Below are 22072 nucleotides of genomic sequence, written 5' to 3'. Positions count from 1 at the left end.
GGCGAAACGGTTACTTGCTCATGGTGGCGATGTTAAACACCTGCTCGAGCATCGGATTAAAGGTGAAGCCTTTGACCTCTTTGTTCATCGCCAGCTGGTAGTTCTTCTGGAACAGATAAACGTAGGCCGCCTCGTCGATAACCACCTTCTGCGCCTGCTGATAATCTTTGGTGCGCTCAGCCTGGTCGGTGGTTTTCAGCGCGGCCTGCAGCAGGGAATCGACCTCTTTGTTCTCATAGAACGAGCGGTTGCCCGGCAGCCCTTTCTTGTCCGATTCGAACCAGTAGTTCATGAACATGTACGGGTCGGCAAAGTCCGGGCTCCAGTTGCCGATGGCAATGTCGTAATCGCCTTTTCCGACGCGGTCGCGCATGGTGGCGTTGGCCAGTTTTTCCAGCTTGACGTTAATGCCGATCTTGCCAAGGCTGGCCTGCGTCGAGAGGGCGATAGGCTCCCAGTTCGGATCGTTGTCCGAGTAGAGGAAGGTCAGGCTGGCGGGCTTATCTTTGACCTTCTCCAGCGCCGCTTTGGCTTTGGCCTCGTCAAAGCTGTACTGCATTGCCGTGGCGTCAAAGCCCCACATGCCTTCCGGGATCGGGCCGCGCATCTGCTTGCCGTTGCCGCTCAGAATGCCTTTCACCATCCCCTGATAGTCCGTCGCCCAGGAGACCGCGCGGCGTAAATCGACCTGATTGAGCGGCGCTTTGCTGTTGTTGAGATAGAGGTAAGTCACGCGCAGAGACGGATATTCGGCGACGGCCACTTTCCCTTCCTGCTTCAGGGCCGCAAGCTGATCGACCGGAAGTGAGTCGGCAATGTCCAGGTCACCGCGGGAAAGCTGCAGACGACGCGATGCGCTCTCACCGATAATTTTAACCGAGACGCGCTTGAAGTGTGGCTTCTCACCCTGCCAGTGAGGGTTTGGCACCAGCACCAGCTGCTGGCCTTTCTGCCAGCTCTTCAGCATAAACGGTCCGGAGCCGGCGGTGTTTTGCGCCAGATAGCCGCGCGCATCGTCCGCGGCATTGGCCTTCAGCACCGTCGGGTTAATGATGGAGGCGCCGTCGTTCGCCAGGGTGTAGAGGAAAGGCGCGAACGGCTGGCTGAGGGTGAACTTCACCGTATGCTCATCAACGGCATCAATTTTCAGATCTTTCGGGAAGGCTTCGGACGGCCCCTGGCTGAGCTTCAGCAGGCGCTCAAAGGAGAGTTTGACCGCCTCGGCGGTGACCGGCGTGCCGTCGGAGAATTTGGCGTTATCCGCCAGGGTAAAGGTCCATTCTTTCTGGTCGTCGGACGCCTTCCAGCCCGTCGACAGATCGCCTTCCACTTCGGTAGAGCCTGGCTTGTACTTGACCAGACGTTGGTAGGACGGATAGGTGACGGTCCAGTCGTTGTTATCAATGGTGATGGCCGGATCGAGCGTTTGCGGGTCGGCGGCTTTACCGATCGCCAGCATGTCTTTTGGGACGGCAGCCAGCGCCAGCGGGGCACTCAGGGCCAGCGTGGCGGCGATCAGAGTCGAGATAAGCGATGTTTTCATGGCAGTGCTCCAGGTTTAAAGAGGGGTGTGAGTCAGTGGAAAACAGGCAAAACGGTCGTCAAGCAGCGGGTAGTTGGCGGCATTCGGCAGTTCAAAGTGCCACCATTCGCTGCTGATACCCACAAAACCGCCGCCAAACATGATGGCGTTCAACAGCAGACGGTTGCGCTGGGCGTGCGGCGGCACGGAGGGGTGATACGGATGCGATCGGTCATGCATTTCGTCAAAACCGGCCCCCATATCCAGCACGGCGTTATGTTCATCCATCAGGGTCACGTCGATGGCCGTGCCGCGGCTGTGATTGGAGCCAATCGCCACGTCGACCACGTATTCCGGGTTCGGACAGGCATCCCATAGCTGGGCCTGCGCCTGCTGCGGCCGATAGGCGTCGTAGACCACCAGCTTCAGACCGGCCAGCGAGGCAATGCTGATGGCTTTTGCCAGGGCGGTGGCCGCGTCGGTATGCAGCAGGCACAGCGCCTCCTGATAGATCGGGCGGCCGGTGATGTTGTCGGCGGTGGCGTACTTCAGATCGATATGCAGCGTGGGAAACGTCTTCGCCACATCAATCAGTTCACTCTCTTCGGGCATAGCTCCGCTCCTTTAGCGTTCGAATTGACCAAACTCTTGTTGTAATTGTCGGTTTACCGCCAGACGCGCCGGGAGCGCCTCACCCAGCGCTTCCACCACGCCCGACAGCAGCAGGTTGAACAGACAGCTCACGGGGGCAAGTGAATCCCAGAAATGACCGGTATCGGTTTTCACCTGCAGTAAATCAATCGGGTAATCCCGCGCCCACGGGCACCAGATGTCGGTGATTAAGGCCAGCGGAATGCCTTTCTCGCTCGCGACGCGGCAGTACTGTCGGGCCATCGTGGAGTAGGTACGCGTATCGGCCAGCACGACATAAGGGTGCGCAAACCCGGAGTTCAGGGATTCCACCCAGCTGCCGGATGCCCCTTCGGAGTAGCTCACCCGCGGGCGGAGGTATTCAAGGTGGCTGAAGAAGGCGTTGGCGATCCCGCGCGTGGACTGGATCCCCAGCACAAAGACCGCGTCCGCGTGGGCCAGATGGTGCACCACCTGGCGGAAGGAATCCGTTTGCGCCAGCTGGTACACCTGCGTGATGGCATCCACCTCCAGCGACAGAGCATGCTGAAGGCGGTTGGGCAGGGGGCGCTGCTGCTGCCAGGAGTCGAGGCGCTCGTTCATGCCCCAGGGCTGGTACGGATCGCGCAGGCTCTTTTTGGCATCCTCCAGGTTGCGATACCCCAGCTTGCGCAGGAAGCGACCGACGGTAATTCCGCTGGTCCCGCTTGCCAGCCCGACGCTCTCCGCCGTTTCAAACGGGATTTGCGCGGCGTGCGCCAGCAGCCAGCTCCCGACCCGCTTTTCGCTGGGTGTCAGCTGGCTGAAGGTCGCTTCGATACGGCTCAACATCTCAGGTTTCGTCGTCATACCGCCTCGCTGTTAACAGGCTGTCAATGGCTGAAATTGTGTTACCTGGTTAACAATGCATGACGCGTGCCATGTTCACAGGCGGGTGAAAACCCGCTGCGCAGTAAACTTCATGCAATATTTGGTTAACCAATGATCAACATTTGTGCAGCGTAGTTCACTTTTGGTGCACTGTCTGACCGTGCAGGTATGAATTTGGTGAATACGTCAGCCTGTTCACATTTTTGATAAGATAGAAGCACTGAGAACATAAAAGGATCCCTCATGGCGAATTTGCCCTGGCGAGTCAGCGTGCGCCTGATCGCGCTTGCAAAGAAAACAGGAATGGTCGTGGGGATCGTTCTGGTCGTTCTGCTGGCGGTGCGGGTGTATCTCTCGCAGCAGGGGCCGGAACTGCATCTCTGGCATACCTGGCGGGCCGATGAGATGTCCGTGCGCGAGCTGGATAACGCCGACTTTGCCGGGTACCTCGCGCGGGAAAAGGCGATTTTCACCGATCTGGATAACGCGGTGACGGCGAAAACAGCGGGCGAGGAACAAACCCCGTTAAACCGCTATTACCGTCATAGCCTGGTGTGGCCCGGTCAGTTTGCCCCCGATGCCAACCGCTCCTTTGTGCTGATGCCAGCCGGCAAGCCCCTCGGCGCGGTGGTGCTGCTGCACGGGCTGACGGATTCGCCATACAGCGTCAGGCGCCTTGCCGTGAACTATCAGCAGCACGGCTTTGTGGCCGTAGTCCCGCGTCTTCCCGGACACGGCACCGCGCCCGGCGCGCTGACGGACGTTGACTGGGAAATGTGGCTGGCGGCCACGCGCCTTGCCGTACGGGAAGCCACACGCCTGGCGGGTAAGGCTGTCCCTTTGCATCTGGTGGGCTACTCCAACGGCGGGGCGCTGGCGATGAAATATGCCCTCGATGCGCTGGACGCGCCTGCGCTGCGTAAACCGCAGCAGGTGATACTGCTCTCACCGATGATCGGCGTGACGGCCTTTGCGCGCTTTGCCGGTTTCGCCGGGCTACCGGCGCTGCTGCCGGCATTTGCCAAAGCGGCCTGGCTGAATATCTCCCCGGAATATAATCCGTATAAATACAACTCGTTCCCGGTGAACGCCGCCCGCCAGTCGTGGCTGCTGACGAAGGCCCTGCAGGAGCAAATTGGCCGCGTGGCGCGGGAGCAACGGCTGGCGCAGCTCCCGCCGGTTCTGGCGTTCCAGTCGGTGATGGATTCTACGGTCAGCACTCGCGCGGTGGTCAGCGGCCTGTTTGACCAGCTTCCGGCAAACGGCAGCGAGCTGGTGATGTTCGATATTAACCAGGCGGCGAGCTTCCGTCCGCTCTTTAAACCGTCATCATGGACGGCCACCACGGCGCTGCTGCCGGTTGCGCAGAGACGTTACGGTGTCACGGTTATCACCAATGCGGACGAGCACAGTTTCTCGGCGGTAGCGAAAACAACTCCGGCAGGCAGCACCCGCGAGACGGTCGTGCCGCTTACGCAGGCCTGGCCGCAGGATGTCTATTCCCTGTCGCACGTTGCCGTGCCGTTCCCGCCGGATGACGATCTCTATGGTCGCGAGCCTGGGGTGAAAAACCGCTATGGCATCAGCCTGGGGACGATTGCGCTCTGGGGCGAAACGTCTGTATTGAGCGTTGGAAAGGAGGCGCTGATGCGGGTCACCTCGAACCCGTTTTACGACTACATGCAGGAGAGGATTAACAGCCGGATCGGGGACGCGAAAAAGTAACGTTCTATTGTGGCGTGAATATGTTAGGTCGCATTGATTAAGTATGTTAAATAATAGCTTCAAGGCACCTCTCTCTCATCGGAACCCACTTTTGTGCTGACGACTCTGATCTACCGAAGCCAGTTGAATTTATCCCGCCCGTCCACCGAACTGCGGGAGCTGGTGGATCGCGCCAGGGGCCGCAACACAAAACTGGATATCACCGGCGTCCTCCTGGCAAAAGGGAATGACGTTCTGCAAATCCTCGAAGGGTCGGAAGAGAGTGTGGTCAAACTGTTCCACACCATCCGTGAGGACAAGCGGCACAGCGGGGTGGTTGAACTGATGCGGGATTATGGCCCGCGCAGACGATTCGAAAACGTCGGGATGCTGCTGTTCGATCTGCAGACGCAGTCACCGAAAGAGGTGCTGCAGTCGGTCCTGCATTACAGCAAGCTGGACAGCTATCTCACCTCTGACGATCGGGTGTTCAAATTTATTCAGACGTTTATCATGGGCAAACGTCCGGCCCCATCGGGCGCGCGCTACGCCCCTGAAAAATGGACGCTTTCACCCGAGGCGTTACCCTTTGGCGAACACCTGGGCCTGTTTACCGGACAAACCTGCCAGTTTGCGCTGCAGCCTATTGTCGAGCCCTCGGAAGGGAAGATCAGCTCCCTTGAGGCCCTTATCCGCGGCAACGACGGCGGCAGTCCGGAGCATTTCTTCAGCACTGTCGACCCGGACAACGTCTACGAAGTCGATCTCCAGACAAAAGCCTATGCCTTTGCGCTGGCGGAAAAGCTGGGCATTGGCAGCCATAAAATCGCGGTAAACCTGCTGCCCATGTCGCTGGTGAATGTCCCTGGCGCAGTGGAATTTCTGGTCGATCAGATTAAAAAACATGGACTTCAGCCGGAACAGGTGGTCATTGAAGTCACTGAAAACGAGATGATCTCCGGGTTCAACCAGTTTAACAGTGCCATCAAGCAGCTTCGCGGTGAGGGGATTGGCCTGGCGATCGATGATTTTGGCTCGGGCTATGCCGGACTTTCGCTGCTGACCCGGTTCCAGCCGGATAAAATTAAAATCGACCGGGAAATTGTCAGCAATATCCACCTGAGCGGCCCGAAACAGGCGATTGTGCGCTCCATCATCAGTTGCTGCTCCGATCTTGAAATCACCCTGGTGGCGGAAGGTATCGAGAAAATTGAGGAGTGGTGCTGGCTCGAATCTGCCGGGATCCGACGCTTTCAGGGATTCCTGTTTGCCCGGCCGCAGCTGAATGGCGTCGGCGATATCCACTGGCCGCATCTGGTGCGTTAAGTCAAATTTCCCTCCCGTTATTTCCCCTTAGCCCGGCCTGTGCTTAAATAGCTAAAACGGTTTAACATAGTTTAGCTACGAGGATCACATGAAGAAAATCTGGGTACTTGGCGATGCGGTAGTGGATTTGCTGCCCGATGGAGAAGGCAGATTACTGCAGTGTCCCGGTGGCGCGCCGGCGAACGTCGCGGTCGGTATTGCCAGGCTGGGCGGCCAGAGCGCCTTTATCGGCAGGGTTGGCGACGATCCTTTCGGGCGCTTTATGACGAAAACGCTCGCTGACGAGCGGGTTGACGTGACGTGGATGCGCCTTGACCCGGCGCACCGCACCTCAACGGTGGTGGTCGATTTGGACGACCACGGCGAGCGATCGTTTACCTTCATGGTGCGCCCGAGCGCCGATCTGTTTCTCGAACCCGCCGACCTGCCGACGTTCAGCGCCGGGGAGTGGCTGCACGTCTGCTCCATCGCCTTAAGCGCCGAGCCGAGCCGTTCTGCGACATTTCAGGCGATGGCCGCCATCCGGGAGGCGGGCGGTTACGTCAGCTTCGACCCCAATATTCGCCCGGATCTCTGGCCGGATGAGAACGCACTTCACCGCTGTCTTGAACAGGCGCTGCAAAGCGCTGACGTGGTGAAACTTTCGGTAGAAGAACTGGCCTTTTTCACCGGCAGCGCGGAGGTAAACGCTGGTCTGGAGGTGCTGATGCAGCGCTGCCCGGCGCGTCTGGTGCTGGTCACGCAGGGTAAAGAGGGGGTGATCGCCTGGCATGAAGGCACTGTGAAACACTATTCGGCAACGCCTGTGCAGTGCGTTGATACGACCGGCGCGGGCGACGCCTTTGTGGCGGGGCTGCTCTACGGTCTGGCTGACGGTCAGGCGCTGCCTGCGGTTATCGCGCTCGCCCAGCGCTGCGGCGCGCTGGCCACCACGGCCAAAGGGGCGATGACCGCGTTGCCCTGGCAGCACGACCTGTAATTTCTCCTCTCCTGGCCGCCATCCGGCGGCCTGAATTGTCGCCTCGATCACACTTACTAAATCGGTTTAGCAAAAAAGATTGCCGATCCAAAATCCAGAGGTTTAGTATCAGCAACCTAAACCGGTTTAGCAATTTAGCACGTTTAATGACTTCTTTTAGGGATGCGACAAAATGTATAAAAAACGCAGACTTGCCGTGATGATAGGCATGCTGGCCGGAAGTACCTCTGTTTTTGCCCAAACGGATATGACAAGTATCGAAGCGCGTCTTGCCGCAATGGAGCAGCGCCTCCAGGCGGCGGAAACGCGTGCGCAGGTGGCTGAGAAGCGCGCCACTGATGCAGAACAAAAAACGCAGCAGCTGGTTGCCGCTCAGCAGCAGGCGCAAACGACGACCCAGGAGGTGGCGCAGCGCACCACCGCGCTGGAGAAGAAGGCGGATCAGACCGGCGGGTTTGAGTTCCACGGCTATGCTCGTTCTGGCCTGCTGATGAACGATGCGGCTTCTAGCAGCAAAAGCGGTCCTTATCTGACCCCGGCCGGTGAAACCGGCGGTGCGGTAGGGCGTCTGGGTAACGAAGCCGATACCTACGTGGAGCTGAATCTGGAGCACAAGCAAACCCTGGATAACGGGGCGACCACGCGCTTTAAAGCGATGCTGGCCGACGGTCAGAGAACCTATAACGACTGGTCAGCCGATACCAGCGATCTCAATATTCGCCAGGCTTTCGCGGAGCTGGGCAACCTGCCTGATTTTACCGGCGCGCTGAAGGGCAGCACCTTCTGGGCGGGTAAACGCTTCGACCGCGACAACTTTGACATTCACTGGCTGGATTCCGACGTGGTGTTCCTCGCCGGTACCGGCGGCGGCGTCTACGACGTGAAATGGAACGATTCGCTGCGCAGCAACTTCTCCATCTACGGCCGCAACTTCGGCAGCGTGGAGCAGACCGACAACAACGTTCAGAACTATATCCTCAGCATGAACCACTTCGCCGGCCCGTTCCAGCTGATGGTGAGCGGCCTGCGGGCGAAAGATAACGACGACCGTAAAGATACCAATGGCGATCTCATCAAAACGGATGCCGCCAATACCGGCGTTCATGCCCTGGTGGGTTTGCATAATGACAGCTTCTACGGCCTGCGCGAAGGGACCGCCAAAACGGCGCTACTTTATGGACACGGGCTGGGTGCGGAGGTGAAAAGCATCGGCTCCGACGGCGCGCTGCTGTCTGAGGCGGATACCTGGCGCTTCGCAAGTTACGGTGTCACGCCGATCGGCGGTGGCTGGAGCGTTGCGCCAGCCGTACTGGCACAGAGCAGTAAAGATCGCTACGTCAAGGGCGATAGCTATGAGTGGGTAACGCTCAACACTCGCCTGATTAAAGAGGTGACGCAGAACTTCGCGCTGGCGTTTGAGGGAAGCTATCAGTACATGGATTTAAATCCGGAAGGTTATAAGGACCGCAACGCCGTGAACGGCAGTTTCTACAAGCTGACCTTTGCGCCAACGTTAAAAGCGAGCAAAATCGGCGATTTCTTCAGCCGTCCGGAGCTGCGCCTGTTTGCCACCTGGATGGACTGGAGCAGCAAACTGGATCATTACGCCAGCGATGATGCCTTTGGCAGCAGCGGCTTCAACGCCGGCGGGGAATGGAACTTTGGGGTCCAGATGGAAACCTGGTTTTAACCCATCACGCTCCCGCCTGGCGGGAGCGTTTCGCACATCATAAAAAGAAGTCAGGCAGAGGTATCTATGGATTTTAATCAAATCGCCCGCGAGCTTATTCCACTGCTCGGTGGCAAGGAAAATATCGCCAGCGCGGCGCACTGCGCAACGCGTCTTCGTCTGGTGCTGGTTGATGACGCGCTGGCGGATCAGCAGGCTATCGGCAAGGTCGACGGCGTGAAAGGCTGCTTCCGTAACGCCGGGCAGATGCAGGTGATTTTTGGCACGGGCGTGGTTAACAAGGTGTACGCCGCGTTTATTCAGGCGGCGGGGATCAGCGAATCCAGTAAATCGGAAGCCGCGGACCTGGCGGCGCGCAAGCTGAACCCGTTCCAGCGCATTGCCCGTCTGCTCTCCAACATCTTTGTGCCGATCATTCCCGCGATTGTGGCGTCCGGTCTGCTGATGGGTCTGCTCGGCATGGTGAAAACCTACGGCTGGGTCAATGCGGATAACGCCATCTACATCATGCTGGACATGTGCAGCTCGGCGGCGTTTATCATTCTGCCTATTCTGATTGGCTTTACCGCCGCGCGCGAATTTGGCGGTAACCCGTACCTCGGCGCGACGCTGGGCGGGATTCTGACCCACCCGGCGCTGACCAACGCCTGGGGCGTGGCCTCTGGTTTCCACACCATGAACTTCTTCGGCCTTGAGATCGCGATGATTGGCTATCAGGGTACGGTATTCCCGGTGCTGCTGGCCGTCTGGTTTATGAGCATCGTGGAGAAAAACCTGCGCCGCGCGATCCCGGATGCGTTAGACCTGATCCTGACGCCGTTCCTCACCGTCGTTATCTCCGGATTTATCGCCTTACTGATTATCGGTCCGGCGGGGCGCGCCTTAGGGGATGGCATCTCCTTCGTTCTGAGCACGCTGATCGCCCACGCGGGCTGGCTGGCCGGGCTGCTGTTCGGCGGGCTTTACTCGGTGATTGTGATCACCGGTATTCACCACAGTTTCCACGCGATTGAAGCCGGGCTGCTGGGTAACCCGTCGATTGGCGTTAACTTCCTGCTGCCTATCTGGGCTATGGCGAACGTGGCGCAGGGCGGCGCCTGTCTGGCGGTGTGGTTCAAAACCAAAGATGCCAAAATCAAAGCCATTACCTTACCGTCGGCGTTTTCTGCGATGCTGGGCATCACCGAAGCGGCCATTTTTGGTATCAACCTGCGCTTCGTTAAGCCGTTTATCGCCGCGTTGATTGGCGGCGCGGTGGGCGGGGCATGGGTGGTCTCCGTGCATGTCTACATGACCGCCGTTGGGTTGACCGCCATTCCGGGTATGGCCATCGTGCAGGCCAGCTCGCTGCTCAACTATATTATCGGCATGGTGATTGCCTTCGGCGTGGCGTTTACCGTCTCACTGCTGCTGAAATATAAAACGGACTCTGAATAATGACGTTGCCTTCCCGCTGGCCTGCGATCCTGCAGGCCGTTATGAAAGGTCAGCCACGGGCGCTGGCGGATAGCCACTATCCGCAGTGGCACCCCGCGCCGGTGACGGGGCTGATGAACGACCCGAACGGGTTTATCTGGTTTGCCGGCCGCTATCACCTGTTCTATCAGTGGAACCCGCTGGACTGCGAGCATCGCTTTAAGTGCTGGGGGCACTGGAGCTCTGCGGACCTGGTGCACTGGCGGCATGAGCCGCTGGCGCTGATGCCTGACGAAGCGTATGACCGCAACGGCTGCTACTCCGGTAGCGCCGTGGATAACCAGGGTGTTCTGACCCTGTGCTACACCGGAAACGTTAAGTTCGATGACGGCAGCCGCACGGCCTGGCAGTGCCTGGCAGTGGAACAGCCGGACGGAACCTTTACGAAGCTGGGGCCGGTGCTGGCGCTGCCGGAAGGCTACACCGGCCACGTGCGCGACCCGAAGGTGTGGCAGCACGACGGGGAGTGGTACATGGTGCTCGGCGCGCAGGATGTGCAGAAGCGCGGCAAGGTGCTGCTGTTTAAATCTGCCGATCTGCACGCCTGGACGTCCTGCGGGGAGATCGCTGGTCACGGGGTTAACGGCCTGACGGACGCGGGTTATATGTGGGAGTGTCCGGACCTGTTCGCTCTCGACGGGACGCACGTCCTGATCTGCTGCCCGCAAGGGCTGGCGCGCGAGCCGCATCGCTACCTCAATACCTATCCGGCCACCTGGATGAGCGGGGCGTTTGATTACGCCAGCGCCGCATTCGATCACGGCGAGCTGCACGAGCTGGACGCGGGGTTTGAGTTTTACGCGCCGCAAACTGCGCTGGCGGAAGATGGACGCCGCATTCTGATCGGCTGGATGGGCGTACCGGACGGGGAAGAGATGCTTCAGCCAACCCGGGCGCACGGCTGGATGCACCAGATGACCTGCCCGCGCGAATTACGCTATCGCGACGGCAGGCTCTGGCAGACCCCGGCGCGCGAGCTGACGGCGCTGCGTGAAGATGAGCAGCGCTGGCAGGGGCACGTCAGCGACGCGCCAGACCTGGACGCGACGCGCCTGGAGTTTGAGCTGGGCGCATCGCATGTGAATGTCGATTTTGGCGGCGCGCTGCGTCTCACGCTCGATGAGCAGGGTATACGCCTGGAACGCGCGAGCCTGAAAACCGGTGAAACGCTGACCCGCTACTGGCAGGGCGACGTCCGTCATTTGCGCGTTCTGTGCGACCGTTCCAGCGTTGAAATTTTCATCAATCACGGTGAAGGGGTGATGAGCAGCCGCTATTTTCCTGACCATCCGACCCGGGTGCGATTCGAAGGTGCGTCCGATATCACATTACGCTACTGGTCGCTGCGCGCCTGCATGATAGAATGAGGGTTTTGGCAGCCGGATCTAAGTCGTTGTGAGAAAAACAAAACGCGTCACCATTAAAGACATCGCGGAGCTGGCGGGTGTGTCAAAAGCCACCGCCAGCCTGGTCCTGAACGGTCGCAGCAAAGAGCTTCGCGTGGCGGAAGAGACGCGCGAGCGCGTGCTGGCAATTGCAAAAGAGCACCACTATCAGCCCAGCATTCACGCCCGCTCGCTGCGCGATAACCGCAGCCACACCATTGGTCTGGTGGTCCCGGAGATCACCAACTACGGTTTTGCCGTCTTTTCTCACGAGCTGGAAACGCTGTGCCGTGAGGCGGGCGTTCAGCTGCTGATCTCCTGCAGCGATGAAAACCCGGGGCAGGAGACGGTGGTGGTGAACAACATGGTGGCGCGTCAGGTGGACGGGCTGATTGTGGCCTCCAGCATGCTTAACGATGCGGACTACCACAAGCTGAGCGAGCAGCTGCCCGTTGTCCTGTTTGACCGCCACATCAACGACAGCGCGCTGCCGCTGGTGATCACCGATTCCATTACCCCGACGACCGAACTGGTGGCGGACATTGCGCGCCAGCATCCTGATGAGTTCTACTTTCTCGGCGGCCAGCCCCGCCTGTCGCCCACACGCGACCGTCTGGAAGGGTTTAAGCAAGGGCTGCGTGAGGCCGGTGTGGAACTGCGCCCCGAGTGGATCATTCACGGCAACTATCACCCGAGCTCCGGGTACGAGATGTTTGCTGAACTCTGCGCACGCCTGGGGCGTCCGCCGAAAGCGCTCTTCGCCGCCGCCTGCGGGCTGCTGGAAGGGGTGCTGCGCTATATGGGCCAGCATAACCTGCTGCAGAGCGATATCAGGTTAGCCAGTTTTGACGATCACTATCTCTACGATTCGCTGACGATCCCGGTGGATACCATCCGCCAGGATAACCGCCAGCTGGCGTGGCACTGCTTTGATTTGATTAGCAAATTGATCGAGGGGGAGACCCCGGAACCGTTGCAACGCAAGCTGTCTGCCACCCTGCAGCGGCGCTATAAGTGAGCAATATAGCCCGGACCGATACATCAATAACTTTAATTAATTTAAGTTTTGGAAGCGCCGATAACCATAAGGAATAATTCTCCTTGAGGTATTGGTTTATGTCGTTGAAAAAGTCGTCCCTGATTGTCCTGTTCTCGCTGCTTTTCTTCTTTGTTGTCAGCACCGTCACCAGCGTTGGCCTCATCATTAAAAGTAATAATTCGCTGGATAACGTCAACAAAGAGATCCAGGTTGTGCTGTCCATTATTGACCCGATCAACCATAGCCGTACGCTGCGCGTGCGGGTGATGGAGTATGTGAAGATGGTGGAAGCGGGCAACGCGGCGGACGGCGCTGCAAAGCTTACCGCCGTGAAAGAGGCGCTGACCAAAGCGGATCACGCCTTTGCGGCCTTTATGGCGTCGCCGCGCCTGAGCGATGAAGCGCCGCTGGTCACTGCCTATCAGGACGCCTGGCAAAACTACCGCAATCAGGGGCTGGCGCCGCTGATCGATGCCGCCGAGGCGCACGATGTCGCCAAATTTAACGCGCTGATCCCGGAAGTCTCCCGCCTCGACCGCCAGTACGAGATCGTTCTCGACCAGGTCCTTTCCGTCCACCAGAAATACGCCAAAAGCCTGAACGAAGATGCGAGCAGTAACTTCGTCTCTGGCCTGGCGATCATTGCCGCTATCGCCAGCCTGTTTGTGGTGGTGATTGTCGCCGTCAGCCTGCTGATGAAGCGCTTTGTCTTTGCGCCGGTCAACCTGGCGCGCGAGCACTGCAGCCAGATTGCGGCAGGCAAGCTGGACATTCCGGTGCCGGTGAAGGGGAGTACAGGCAACGAAATCGACCATCTGATGGGCTCGATGGAGCAGATGCGTCAGGCGCTGCTGGGGACCATCGCCCAGGTGCGCGATGCGAGCCATACCGTAACGCACGCAGCCCAGGAGATTGCCTCCGGTAATATCGACCTGGCTTCACGCACCGAGCAGCAGGCTTCGGCGTTAACCCAGACGGCGGCCAGCATGGAAGAGCTGAGCGCGACGGTGGCGAACAATACCGATAACGTGTATCAGGCCGGGAAGCTGGTGCAGGACGCTGTGAAAAATGCCCACACCGGTGAAGCAGTGACCCGTGAAGTGATCGACACGATGAATACCATCGCGGCGAACTCGAAGCGCATTGAAGACATTACCAGCGTGATTAACAGCATCGCCTTCCAGACCAACATCCTGGCGCTGAACGCGGCGGTTGAAGCGGCGCGCGCCGGTACGCAGGGCCGCGGCTTTGCGGTCGTGGCCAGTGAAGTCCGCACCCTGGCGCAGAAAAGCGCGGTGGCGGCCAAGGACATCGAAAGCCTGATCGCGCAGTCGGTATCCAGCGTGAAAAACGGTGCGGAGCTGGTGAGCCGCTCCGGCGAGGTGATTGACTCGATTATTACATCGGTGAATAAAGTAAATACGCTGATGGAGCAGATCTCCGTCGCCTCCGAAGAGCAGAGCCGCGGGATCAGTCAGGTCGGGCAGGCGGTGACCGAGATGGACGGCGTGACGCAGCAGAACGCCGCGCTGGTGCAGCAGTCTGCTGCTGCTGCGGCATCGCTGGAAGAGCAGGCGCAGCAGCTTTCACGGAGTATTTCGAGTTTTAGTTTGCCGGTGCAGGCTTGATGGTATGAAGGAGGCTCCTGGGGGAGCCTTTTTTGTATCTGGTGTAACCCTTTCTGTATAATTCAGGACGTCTCTACAGGCAGCACGAATCTACTAGTAATTATCGCCAGGGAAAATTATGTTAATTATTTTTAGTGGGCTACCCGGCAGTGGTAAAAGCACTATTGCAAAAATCGTTACTCAAAGGCTGGGGGCTGTTTATCTGCGGGTTGATACCGTTGAGCAGGCCATTCGGTCGGTCTCGGAACCTGGTCAAAAAATTGGACCGGAGGGATATTTTGCCATCTATGGTTTAGCAAGAGAGAATCTTAAGCTGGGCTCCACCGTTGTGACCGATTCCGTTAATGATATTAACCTTGTGCGAGATGCTTTCCGCAATATTGCTCTGTCGTTGAATGTCCCTTTCCTGGAAGTTGAAATTGTCTGCTCAGACGAAAAAGAACATCGTTATCGCGTAGAGAACAGAGTCTCTGATATCCCAGGGCTCATGCCTCCTGACTGGGAACAGGTAAAAAACCGTGAGTACGAACCCTGGGGGAGAGAACATCTCATATTGGACACAGCCGTTTTATCAGCGGCAGAGTGTGCAGATAAAATCCTGGAAATAAGGCATAAGATTGCGCTTAACTGGTCTTAAACGATGGACAAGCGCCTGCAATGGCTTAACTGCTTTGAGGATTCGCCTGAATTCAGCATAATTGGCTTCAGGAAATAAAAAGCTTCGTTTTTTACCGGCAACGTAAACCGCAGCGCAATCAGAAATCGGAACCGCGCATTGGAAGAATTAATTCTCAACATGAATTGAGGGGCAACATCGAAAATGGGAAAGCGCAAGAGTGCTCTGATTTATGTCCTGACCGTAATTATATTTTTGCTTATTATCCCTGAGATCATTCTGCGTGTATGCACGTCCGAGCAACTCGGCCGTATCAGCGACTTCACTAGTTTAGGTGGCTTGTTAAATCCACTATTATCCTTGCTCATCTTCCTGGCATTGTTTTCAATCATACTGGCCGTCATTGCTATCGCATTGGTTAAGCGAATTCTTCATAAGCAGTGATTTGCCTGCAAGCGACGCATAGCATCCGCCAGCCGTTACCGCTATGAGTGCAAATTCGGCAGCACAAAAAAATTAATATTCATCCCAGCAATATTTCCCTTCCTCATCCGTCTACCTCATCACAAGCCATAATCAGTTACTGTAAACGAGGTAAACACCATGAGAGATTTTGAACTGCACGGCAGAGGTCACGGACGCGGATTTGGTCGCCACCGTATGGGCAAGGGGTTAGTCATCGGCGCGGTGATTTTCATCGTGCTCGGCCTGCTGGTGATGACCCTGTGGAACGCCTTGCTCCCGGCCATCCTCGGCGTTAAGGCCATCGGATTCTGGCAGGCGCTGGGCATTCTGGTGCTGAGCCGCATTCTGTTCGGTGGGCTGGGGTTCCGCCCGGGGATGTTTGGCGCGCACCGCCGGATGCACGAACGCTGGATGAACATGACGCCCGAGCAGCGCGAGGCGTTTATTCAGCAGCGCCGCGAAGGGTTCGGTCGCCACGGCCGCGGCCACTGCGGCTGGCATGGTCATCGTGACGAAAAACGCGATGACGCCACGCCAAAAGCGCCGGACGCAGAGTGAGCGAGATGAAAGCCGGGGAGGCGGGCGGATCCATGCTGATGTCGGCGCTCAACGCCTGTCGCGCCCGGCTGAAAGCCTTCATTCGCGGGCGGACGTCCGTCCGCGATGATGCCGACGACATTTTGCAGGAAGTGACGTATCAGCTGATGAAAGTGGAGCAGCCGGTCGAAAACGTCGCCGCCTGGCTGTTCCGCGCGGCGCGTAACGAGATGACCGACCGGGCGCGTAAAAAGCGCGAGGTGTCGCTCTCCGGCTATTTTACGGGCGAAGATGACGACGGTTTTCCGGAAGACGAGCTGGCCGAAACCCTGTTCGGCGTACCGCACACGCCGGAGGAGGAGTACCTCAAGACGCTGCTATGGGAAGAGCTGGGGCAGGCGCTGTCTGAACTTCCTCCGCCGCAGCGGGAGGCGTTTGAAAAGACCGAGCTCCACGGCTACAGCATTAAAATGCTGGCAGAGGAGACCGGCGCCAGCGAACAGGCGCTGTTATCCCGCAAGCACAAGGCGGTGCTGTTTCTGCGCACGCGGCTGCGGGACGTCTATGACGCGCTGACGGGCGAATAGCGGCGACAGACAAAACCTTACACTTCCGGCACTTGTAGATTCATCACTATCGTTTATGATCGGGGCGTCTTGTCACTCTGGAATGTTATGCGCAACCGTCAGCTCCTCGGAAAATGGCTTTTGATTATCACCTGTCTCGCGATGGCGCTTTGCCTCGTGCAGCGTGCGGTGATGCTCAACCATTTTTTACAGGGACTGGATCCGCAGATTTCACTGAGTGCAGATGCCCCGGCTCAAACCAGCAGCACTGAACAACCCGGCCCGTCGCCGTGTCAGCTCGGCGCGCACTCGCTGCTTTGCGCCCAGCCGCTGTTCTTCGACGGTGCATTACCGGCCATTATTATCTTCTTCGCGCTGCTGCAGCTGTTGACGCAAGGGCGGGCATTGGCTCCCGTGGAACAGCCCGTTCAGGCGCCGCCTCCCCGAATACACCTTAAAAACTGCGTTTTCCGTGAATGAAAAACATCGTCATCACACGATAATTTTTCACTGTTCACGGAGTACAACATGGTTAACCTCTTCAGGGGATTCGTCTTCCTGTGGCTGTCCTGCATCGGCATTGTCCATGCGGCGGACACCGGCTGGCTGGTTTCCCCCCAAAACGATCACGCCCGCATCCGCTTTCAGGCGGAGAGGGAACAAACGCATGTTAAAGGCCTGCTCACCGTTGAGCTAAAGCCCGGCTGGAAAACCTACTGGCGATCGCCGGGCGAGGGCGGCGTCGCGCCAAAAATCAGCTGGCCGGAAGGCGTAACGGACAGCTGGTCCTGGCCGGTGCCGTCGCGCTTTGATATCTCCGGCATGACCACGCAGGGCTATCACGATAAGGTGACGATCCCGATGACGCTCGACGGAGCGAAGGGCGACACGCTCGACGGGACGCTGACGCTCTCTACCTGCAGCAACGTCTGTCTGCTGACGGACTACCCGCTGCATCTCAATTTTACCCAGCCGGTGGATGAGGGCTTCCACAGCGCCTTCGAGCAGGCGATGCGCGCCGTGCCGGGCTCATCAGGCGTGTCGTCGGATCTTTCCGCGTGGCTTTCAGGCGACAAGCTGGTGATTACCGGCACCACGGACGGGAAGTGGGACAATCCGGGGATCTACTTTGACCCGCTGGAGGGCGATATTCTGCCCGGCGAGCCGGTCATTAAACATGACGGCACTACGCTTCGGGTGACGGTACCCGTGACCGACGAATGGGGCGATAAACCCGCTTCGCTGGCAGGCAAAAGGCTGTCGTTTGTGCTGACCAACGGCGAACGGGCGCAGCAAACCACCATGACCGTTGGGACAACGCCCGAAGAGACCTCCGTGCCGGACGGGACGGGAAAAATGGTGCTCTTTGCGCTGCTGGGCGGGCTGATCCTGAACCTGATGCCCTGCGTGCTGCCGGTGATGGGCATGAAGCTTAACAGCATCCTGCTGGCGGGATCGAACAGTCGCGCCATCAGGCTGCGCTTTCTGGCCACCAGCGCCGGGATCCTCACCTCCTTTATGCTGCTGGCCGGGATGGTCACCGCGCTGAAGCTGGCCGGAGCGTCGCTGGGGTGGGGCATTCAGTTCCAGAACCCGTGGTTTATCGGCCTGATGGTCGCCGTGACCTTTCTGTTTGCGCTGAACCTGTTTGGGACGTTTGAAATGCTGCTGCCTTCTTCTGCCGCAGGACGGCTGGCGACGGCAGGGGGATCGGGGATCGGCGGCAGCTTCTGCGAAGGAATGTTCGCCACCCTGCTGGCGACGCCGTGCTCCGCGCCGTTCCTCGGTACCGCGGTCGCCTTTGCCCTTGGCGCGCCGCTGCACGCCCTGTGGCTGATCTTCCTGATGCTCGGCGTGGGCATGAGTCTGCCGTGGCTGTTCGTTGCCCTGGTACCGAAAACGGCCATGCTGCTGCCGAAACCCGGCCGCTGGATGAACACGCTCAAGGTCATCCTCGGCATGATGATGCTGGCCTCCAGCCTCTGGCTGGCGACGCTGTTGAGCGTGCATCTGGGCGAGGCGGTCAGCCAGATCGTGATGCTGGCGCTGACTGCCGCTGCGCTGGTGCTGTTCGCGCTGAAGGGACAAAAATCCTCACCCTTGTTCTGGCTGGTGGTCATCGCGCTGTCGGCGTTCGGCGGGTATCAGCTGCGCGGTCTGCTTAACGCGCCGCCTGACGCACCGGCACAAAACGTTGCGCAAACCATCTCGTGGCAGCCGCTCAGTGAAGAGGCCATTGAGCAGGGGCTGGCGCAGGGGAAACGGGTGTTTGTAGATATCTCGGCGGACTGGTGCGTGACGTGTAAGGTGAACGAGCACCGCGTACTCAGTCAGCCGGATGTTATTGCCGCGCTGCGCCAGCCGGACGTGGTGGCCCTGCGCGGAGACTGGAGCCAGCCGTCCGCGTTTATCGCGGATTTTCTGGCGAAGCGAAACCGTTACGCCATTCCGTTTAACGCGGTGTATGGTCCCGGCCTGCCTGAAGGGGAAATCCTCTCGCCGCTGTTGGACAAGCGCATCCTGGTCATCACTCTGAACAATGCAAAAGGCTAACGGTATGATGAAAAAACTCTTTATTACGCTTCTGCTCCTGCTGGCCCCGCTTCAGGTATTTGCTGGCCAGCCGCTGACGCCGGACCAGGAGCAGCGCGCGCAGAAGATGATCGCTGACTTCCTGTTTAACGATCCGAACTCCCCGCGCATCGGCGCGAAAAACCCAAAGCTCACCCTGGTGGTGTTTACCGACTACAACTGCCCGTACTGTAAAAAATTCGATCCGTACCTGGAGAAGATTGTCGAAAAACACCCGGACGTGGCGGTGGTCTTTAAGTTTTTACCTTTCCGCTCGGAAAGTTCGCTGACCGCCGCGCGAGACGCGTTAACCGTCTGGCGTGCGCATCCTGAGCAGTTTATGAAGCTGAACCACACTCTGATGGCGAAAAAGGGGTACCACGATGACGCCAGCATTCAGGAGGCGCAAAAGCGGGCGGGCGTGAGCGTGACGACGCCGGACGAGGAGAGTTTTCTGACGATCAGGCGCAGCCTCATTGTGGCGGAAAAAATGGGGATCCAGGGCACGCCTGCCACGCTTATCGGAGAGGGGCTGCTGCCCGGCTGGGTGCCGTACGAACAGTTCGACGAAATGGTCAGTGAAGCACTGAAAAACCGCTAACCTGAAGGGGGCGTGATGCCCCCGACAAACCGGAGAGGGAAATGAAAAAATTACTGTTACTTTCGGCGCTGGCGACGTCAGGGCTGGTACAGGCAGCTGAAGCCATACCGGATGTGGTGAAGCACTTCAGCGAGCAGCAGAACATCAAAATCATCAAGAAGCTGGATGCGCCGGGCGGGGCGCCAGCCTGGCTGGGGCAGTATCAGGATATGGGCGTCACGCTCTTTCTTACGCCGGACGGCAAGCACGTGATCTCAGGTTATCTTTATGATGAAAAAGGAAAAAACCTCAGCGAAGGCTATTTCCAGAAAGAGATCTACGCCCCAATGGGACGTGAAATGTGGAAGAACCTCAATGCGGCGCATCCCCTGAAAGAAGGGGCGGATAACGCCCCGCGTAAGGTCTTTGTCTTTGCCGATCCGTTCTGTCCGTACTGCAAGCAGTTCTGGGCCGAAGCGCAGCCGTGGGTCAAGGCCGGTAAGGTTCAGCTCAATACGCTGCTGGTGGCATTCCTCAACCCCAACAGCGGACGCAACGCCGCCGCCATTCTGAATGCGAAAGATCCGGTTTCGGCCTGGCGCGAATACGAGCTTTCGGGTGGCAAAAAACTGCCCAAGCCTGAAGGCGAGGCTTCCCGCGAAACGGTTGAGATCCTACAGAAACATCAGGCGCTGATGGACAGCCTGGGCGCTAACGCCACGCCGGCTATTTATTATCTGAATGCGGAAAACGAGCTGCAGCAGGTGGTGGGGATGCCGGATGCGCAGCAGCTCGAGGCGATGTTCGGGCCGAAGCCGTAAAAAAACAGGCAGAAACGGGCGTTTCTGCCTGATCGTTACTTAGCTACCCCAGCGTCCACGGAGGTAGTTTACCGCCTGCTGGGTCTGCGGCTGGTTCAGGTAATCTTCCCGGAACAGGATGGTGCCGTTGACGTTGGGCAGCGAATCGTTGAGATCGAGCTGCTTTTTCAGCTCCGGCACGCCGCCCTGAACCGTCCAGTCCGGCTCGTTTCTCGACGGCTCGCCTACCTTGTAGAACGCAATGCCGATATACAGGCGCGTGTGGGTCGGCTTCACGACGTCGGCCCACCATCTGGTCAGCACGTCGTAGCGCGCGGCATCACGCGCGAAGGGCCAGTAAATCTGCGGCGCGATGTAGTCCAGCAGGCCCTGCTGCACCCACTGACGCGTATCGGCGAAGGATTCATCATAGGCCGCGGCGCCCCGTGTGTCGGAGCCTGCCGGGTCAAAGGAGCGGTTACGCCATACCCCCGCCGGGCTGACGCCAAACTCAACGTCGGGCTTTGTCTGCTTGATTGCGCGGGAGACCTGGACGATCAGCTGCTGCGTGTTGTGCCTTCGCCAGTCGGCCTTTGAGGCAAAACCCTGGCCGTACTGCCGCCAGGTCTGCGAATCATTCAGCGCGGAGCCCGGCGATTCGGCATAGAAGTAATCATCAAACTGCACACCGTCTACCGGGTAGTTCGCCACCACTTCGGTCACCACTTTGGTTATCCAGTCCCGCACCTCGGGAATGCCCGGGTCAAGCACAAAGCGGTCGCCTGAGATGCGCACCCACTCCGGATGCTGAACATAAACGCTGGACGGCGTCTGGTATGACGTCCGGTTCAGGGCGGCGATGGTGGACGGCTTCGTGTTGGTCGACACGCGATAGGGGTTGAACCAGGCATGGACCTTCATGCCGCGCTTGTGCGCTTCATCGAGCATAAACTGCAGCGGGTCGTATCCCGGATATTCCCCGACGTTGCCCGTCAGCATATCCGACCAAGGGAGAATCTTTGATGACCAGAGAGCCGTGCTGTCCGGCTTCACCTGGAAAAAGACCGTGTTGATGCCGAGTTGCTTAAGGTTGTCGAGCTTTGCGATCAGCGCCTGCTTTTGCATCGCGATGCGCTGGTCCGCGCTGCGGCCATTCACCGACGCGACCGGCGGCCAGTCGAGACGCGAGACGGTCGCCAGCCAGATGCCGCGCATCGGCTCGTTTGCCTGCGGCGTCGGTTTGCTGACGGTGGGGAGAGGGGTAACCAGCGATTTCGGTGGTTTTGAGGAGCAGCTCACAAGTAAAAGCGCGCAGGCAGCCAGCGCACCAATCCGTTTTACGTGTCGCGTCATTTGCGTATTAGCTCTTGATAATCCGACTGTTGGCCCAGGGATTAAAGGCGGGCGCCGCCTGCTCTGTATTTCCCTCATCGTTGAGGGAGTCCAGATACAGGGCTTCCACTTCCGCACGCGCCCACGGGGTGCGGCGCAGAAATTTCAGGCTCGATTTAACGCTGGGGTCTTTTCTGAAACAGTTAATTTTGATGCGGTCGCCCAACTCGCTCCAGCCATATTTCGCCACCAGAGCATTGATCATCATCTCCAGCGTTACGCCATGCAAAGGATCTTTGGAAATATGTGCAGTCATAGGCGTCCGGATGTCTCGATTTTTAGGGGATTGGGGTAAA

20 protein-coding genes are annotated in these 22072 nt (G+C 58.5%); 15 read left to right on the top strand and 5 right to left on the bottom strand.

What is annotated here, in order from left to right; translation table 11 throughout:
- Nucleotides 1-10: 10 nt before the first annotated feature.
- From ACMGG5_RS18140 to ACMGG5_RS18130, 3 genes are read right to left on the bottom strand one after another with little or no spacing between them, the layout of a single operon-like run.
- Entirely contained in the window at nt 11-1543 is a 1533-nt protein-coding gene (locus tag ACMGG5_RS18140; protein ID WP_024909541.1) for an ABC transporter substrate-binding protein, read from the bottom strand.
- 15 nt (nt 1544-1558) lie between these two features.
- Nucleotides 1559-2134, bottom strand: a complete 576-nt coding sequence (ddpX, locus tag ACMGG5_RS18135; protein ID WP_420278307.1) for a D-alanyl-D-alanine dipeptidase — start codon at nt 2132-2134, stop codon at nt 1559-1561.
- Nucleotides 2135-2146: 12 nt separating this feature from the next.
- On the bottom strand, nt 2147-3001 hold the full coding sequence (locus tag ACMGG5_RS18130; RefSeq protein ID WP_420278306.1) for a MurR/RpiR family transcriptional regulator: 855 nt from the start codon (nt 2999-3001) through the stop codon (nt 2147-2149).
- Between the two features lie 264 nt (nt 3002-3265).
- On the opposite strand from ACMGG5_RS18130, the gene ACMGG5_RS18125 reads away from it, so the two are divergent.
- The 15 genes from ACMGG5_RS18125 (at nt 3266) to dsbG (ending at nt 20405) form a co-directional block, all read left to right on the top strand.
- Entirely contained in the window at nt 3266-4747 is a 1482-nt protein-coding gene (locus ACMGG5_RS18125; RefSeq protein WP_420278305.1) for an alpha/beta hydrolase, read from the top strand.
- A gap of 93 nt (nt 4748-4840) precedes the next feature.
- Nucleotides 4841-6052: a diguanylate phosphodiesterase gene (locus ACMGG5_RS18120; protein ID WP_420278304.1), complete on the top strand. Its 1212-nt coding sequence runs from the start codon at nt 4841-4843 to the stop codon at nt 6050-6052.
- Between the two features lie 88 nt (nt 6053-6140).
- Nucleotides 6141-7031 carry an aminoimidazole riboside kinase gene (locus ACMGG5_RS18115; RefSeq protein WP_420278303.1) on the top strand — a complete coding sequence of 297 codons (891 nt, stop codon included), beginning with the start codon at nt 6141-6143 and terminating at the stop codon, nt 7029-7031.
- A gap of 172 nt (nt 7032-7203) precedes the next feature.
- A complete protein-coding gene (locus ACMGG5_RS18110) occupies nt 7204-8721 on the top strand; it encodes a carbohydrate porin (protein ID WP_024909535.1) in 1518 nt (505 codons plus the stop codon).
- 66 nt (nt 8722-8787) lie between these two features.
- Nucleotides 8788-10158: a sucrose-specific PTS transporter subunit IIBC gene (locus ACMGG5_RS18105; RefSeq protein WP_024909534.1), complete on the top strand. Its 1371-nt coding sequence runs from the start codon at nt 8788-8790 to the stop codon at nt 10156-10158.
- Nucleotides 10158-11564: a sucrose-6-phosphate hydrolase gene (locus tag ACMGG5_RS18100; protein ID WP_024909533.1), complete on the top strand. Its 1407-nt coding sequence runs from the start codon at nt 10158-10160 to the stop codon at nt 11562-11564. Before ACMGG5_RS18105 ends, ACMGG5_RS18100 begins: the two co-directional genes overlap by 1 nt.
- A gap of 28 nt (nt 11565-11592) precedes the next feature.
- Entirely contained in the window at nt 11593-12600 is a 1008-nt protein-coding gene (locus ACMGG5_RS18095; RefSeq protein ID WP_048992344.1) for a LacI family DNA-binding transcriptional regulator, read from the top strand.
- Between the two features lie 98 nt (nt 12601-12698).
- Entirely contained in the window at nt 12699-14249 is a 1551-nt protein-coding gene (locus ACMGG5_RS18090; RefSeq protein ID WP_420278302.1) for a methyl-accepting chemotaxis protein, read from the top strand.
- 118 nt (nt 14250-14367) lie between these two features.
- A complete protein-coding gene (locus ACMGG5_RS18085; protein WP_420278301.1) occupies nt 14368-14886 on the top strand; it encodes an AAA family ATPase in 519 nt (172 codons plus the stop codon).
- Between the two features lie 582 nt (nt 14887-15468).
- Nucleotides 15469-15888: a hypothetical protein gene (locus ACMGG5_RS18080; RefSeq protein WP_061715087.1), complete on the top strand. Its 420-nt coding sequence runs from the start codon at nt 15469-15471 to the stop codon at nt 15886-15888.
- A gap of 5 nt (nt 15889-15893) precedes the next feature.
- Nucleotides 15894-16454, top strand: coding sequence for an RNA polymerase sigma factor (locus ACMGG5_RS18075; protein ID WP_023327516.1), 561 nt, complete (start codon nt 15894-15896; stop codon nt 16452-16454).
- Between the two features lie 87 nt (nt 16455-16541).
- Nucleotides 16542-16913: a hypothetical protein gene (locus ACMGG5_RS18070; protein WP_048992352.1), complete on the top strand. Its 372-nt coding sequence runs from the start codon at nt 16542-16544 to the stop codon at nt 16911-16913.
- A gap of 48 nt (nt 16914-16961) precedes the next feature.
- On the top strand, nt 16962-18986 hold the full coding sequence (locus ACMGG5_RS18065) for a protein-disulfide reductase DsbD family protein (protein ID WP_420278300.1): 2025 nt from the start codon (nt 16962-16964) through the stop codon (nt 18984-18986).
- Between the two features lie 7 nt (nt 18987-18993).
- Nucleotides 18994-19605 (top strand): DsbA family protein, encoded by a 612-nt coding sequence (locus ACMGG5_RS18060; RefSeq protein ID WP_417927706.1) that lies wholly within the window; start codon nt 18994-18996, stop codon nt 19603-19605.
- Nucleotides 19606-19646: 41 nt separating this feature from the next.
- Nucleotides 19647-20405 (top strand): thiol:disulfide interchange protein DsbG, encoded by a 759-nt coding sequence (dsbG, locus tag ACMGG5_RS18055; RefSeq protein ID WP_417927431.1) that lies wholly within the window; start codon nt 19647-19649, stop codon nt 20403-20405.
- A gap of 39 nt (nt 20406-20444) precedes the next feature.
- Here the strand turns inward: dsbG and ACMGG5_RS18050 are convergent, their stop codons facing one another.
- Nucleotides 20445-21737, bottom strand: coding sequence for a glycoside hydrolase family 10 protein (locus tag ACMGG5_RS18050; protein WP_407858572.1), 1293 nt, complete (start codon nt 21735-21737; stop codon nt 20445-20447).
- A gap of 7 nt (nt 21738-21744) precedes the next feature.
- Nucleotides 21745-22032: a VF530 family DNA-binding protein gene (locus tag ACMGG5_RS18045; protein ID WP_024909521.1), complete on the bottom strand. Its 288-nt coding sequence runs from the start codon at nt 22030-22032 to the stop codon at nt 21745-21747.
- Nucleotides 22033-22072: the final 40 nt, after the last annotated feature.

The sequence above is a fragment of the Enterobacter sp. BNK-34 genome (assembly GCF_048684445.1).
Taxonomy (GTDB): Bacteria; Pseudomonadota; Gammaproteobacteria; order Enterobacterales; family Enterobacteriaceae; genus Enterobacter; species Enterobacter pseudoroggenkampii.
The sequence above is the reverse complement of the archived record's forward strand: the minus strand, read 5'-3'. Positions and strand labels throughout refer to the sequence as shown.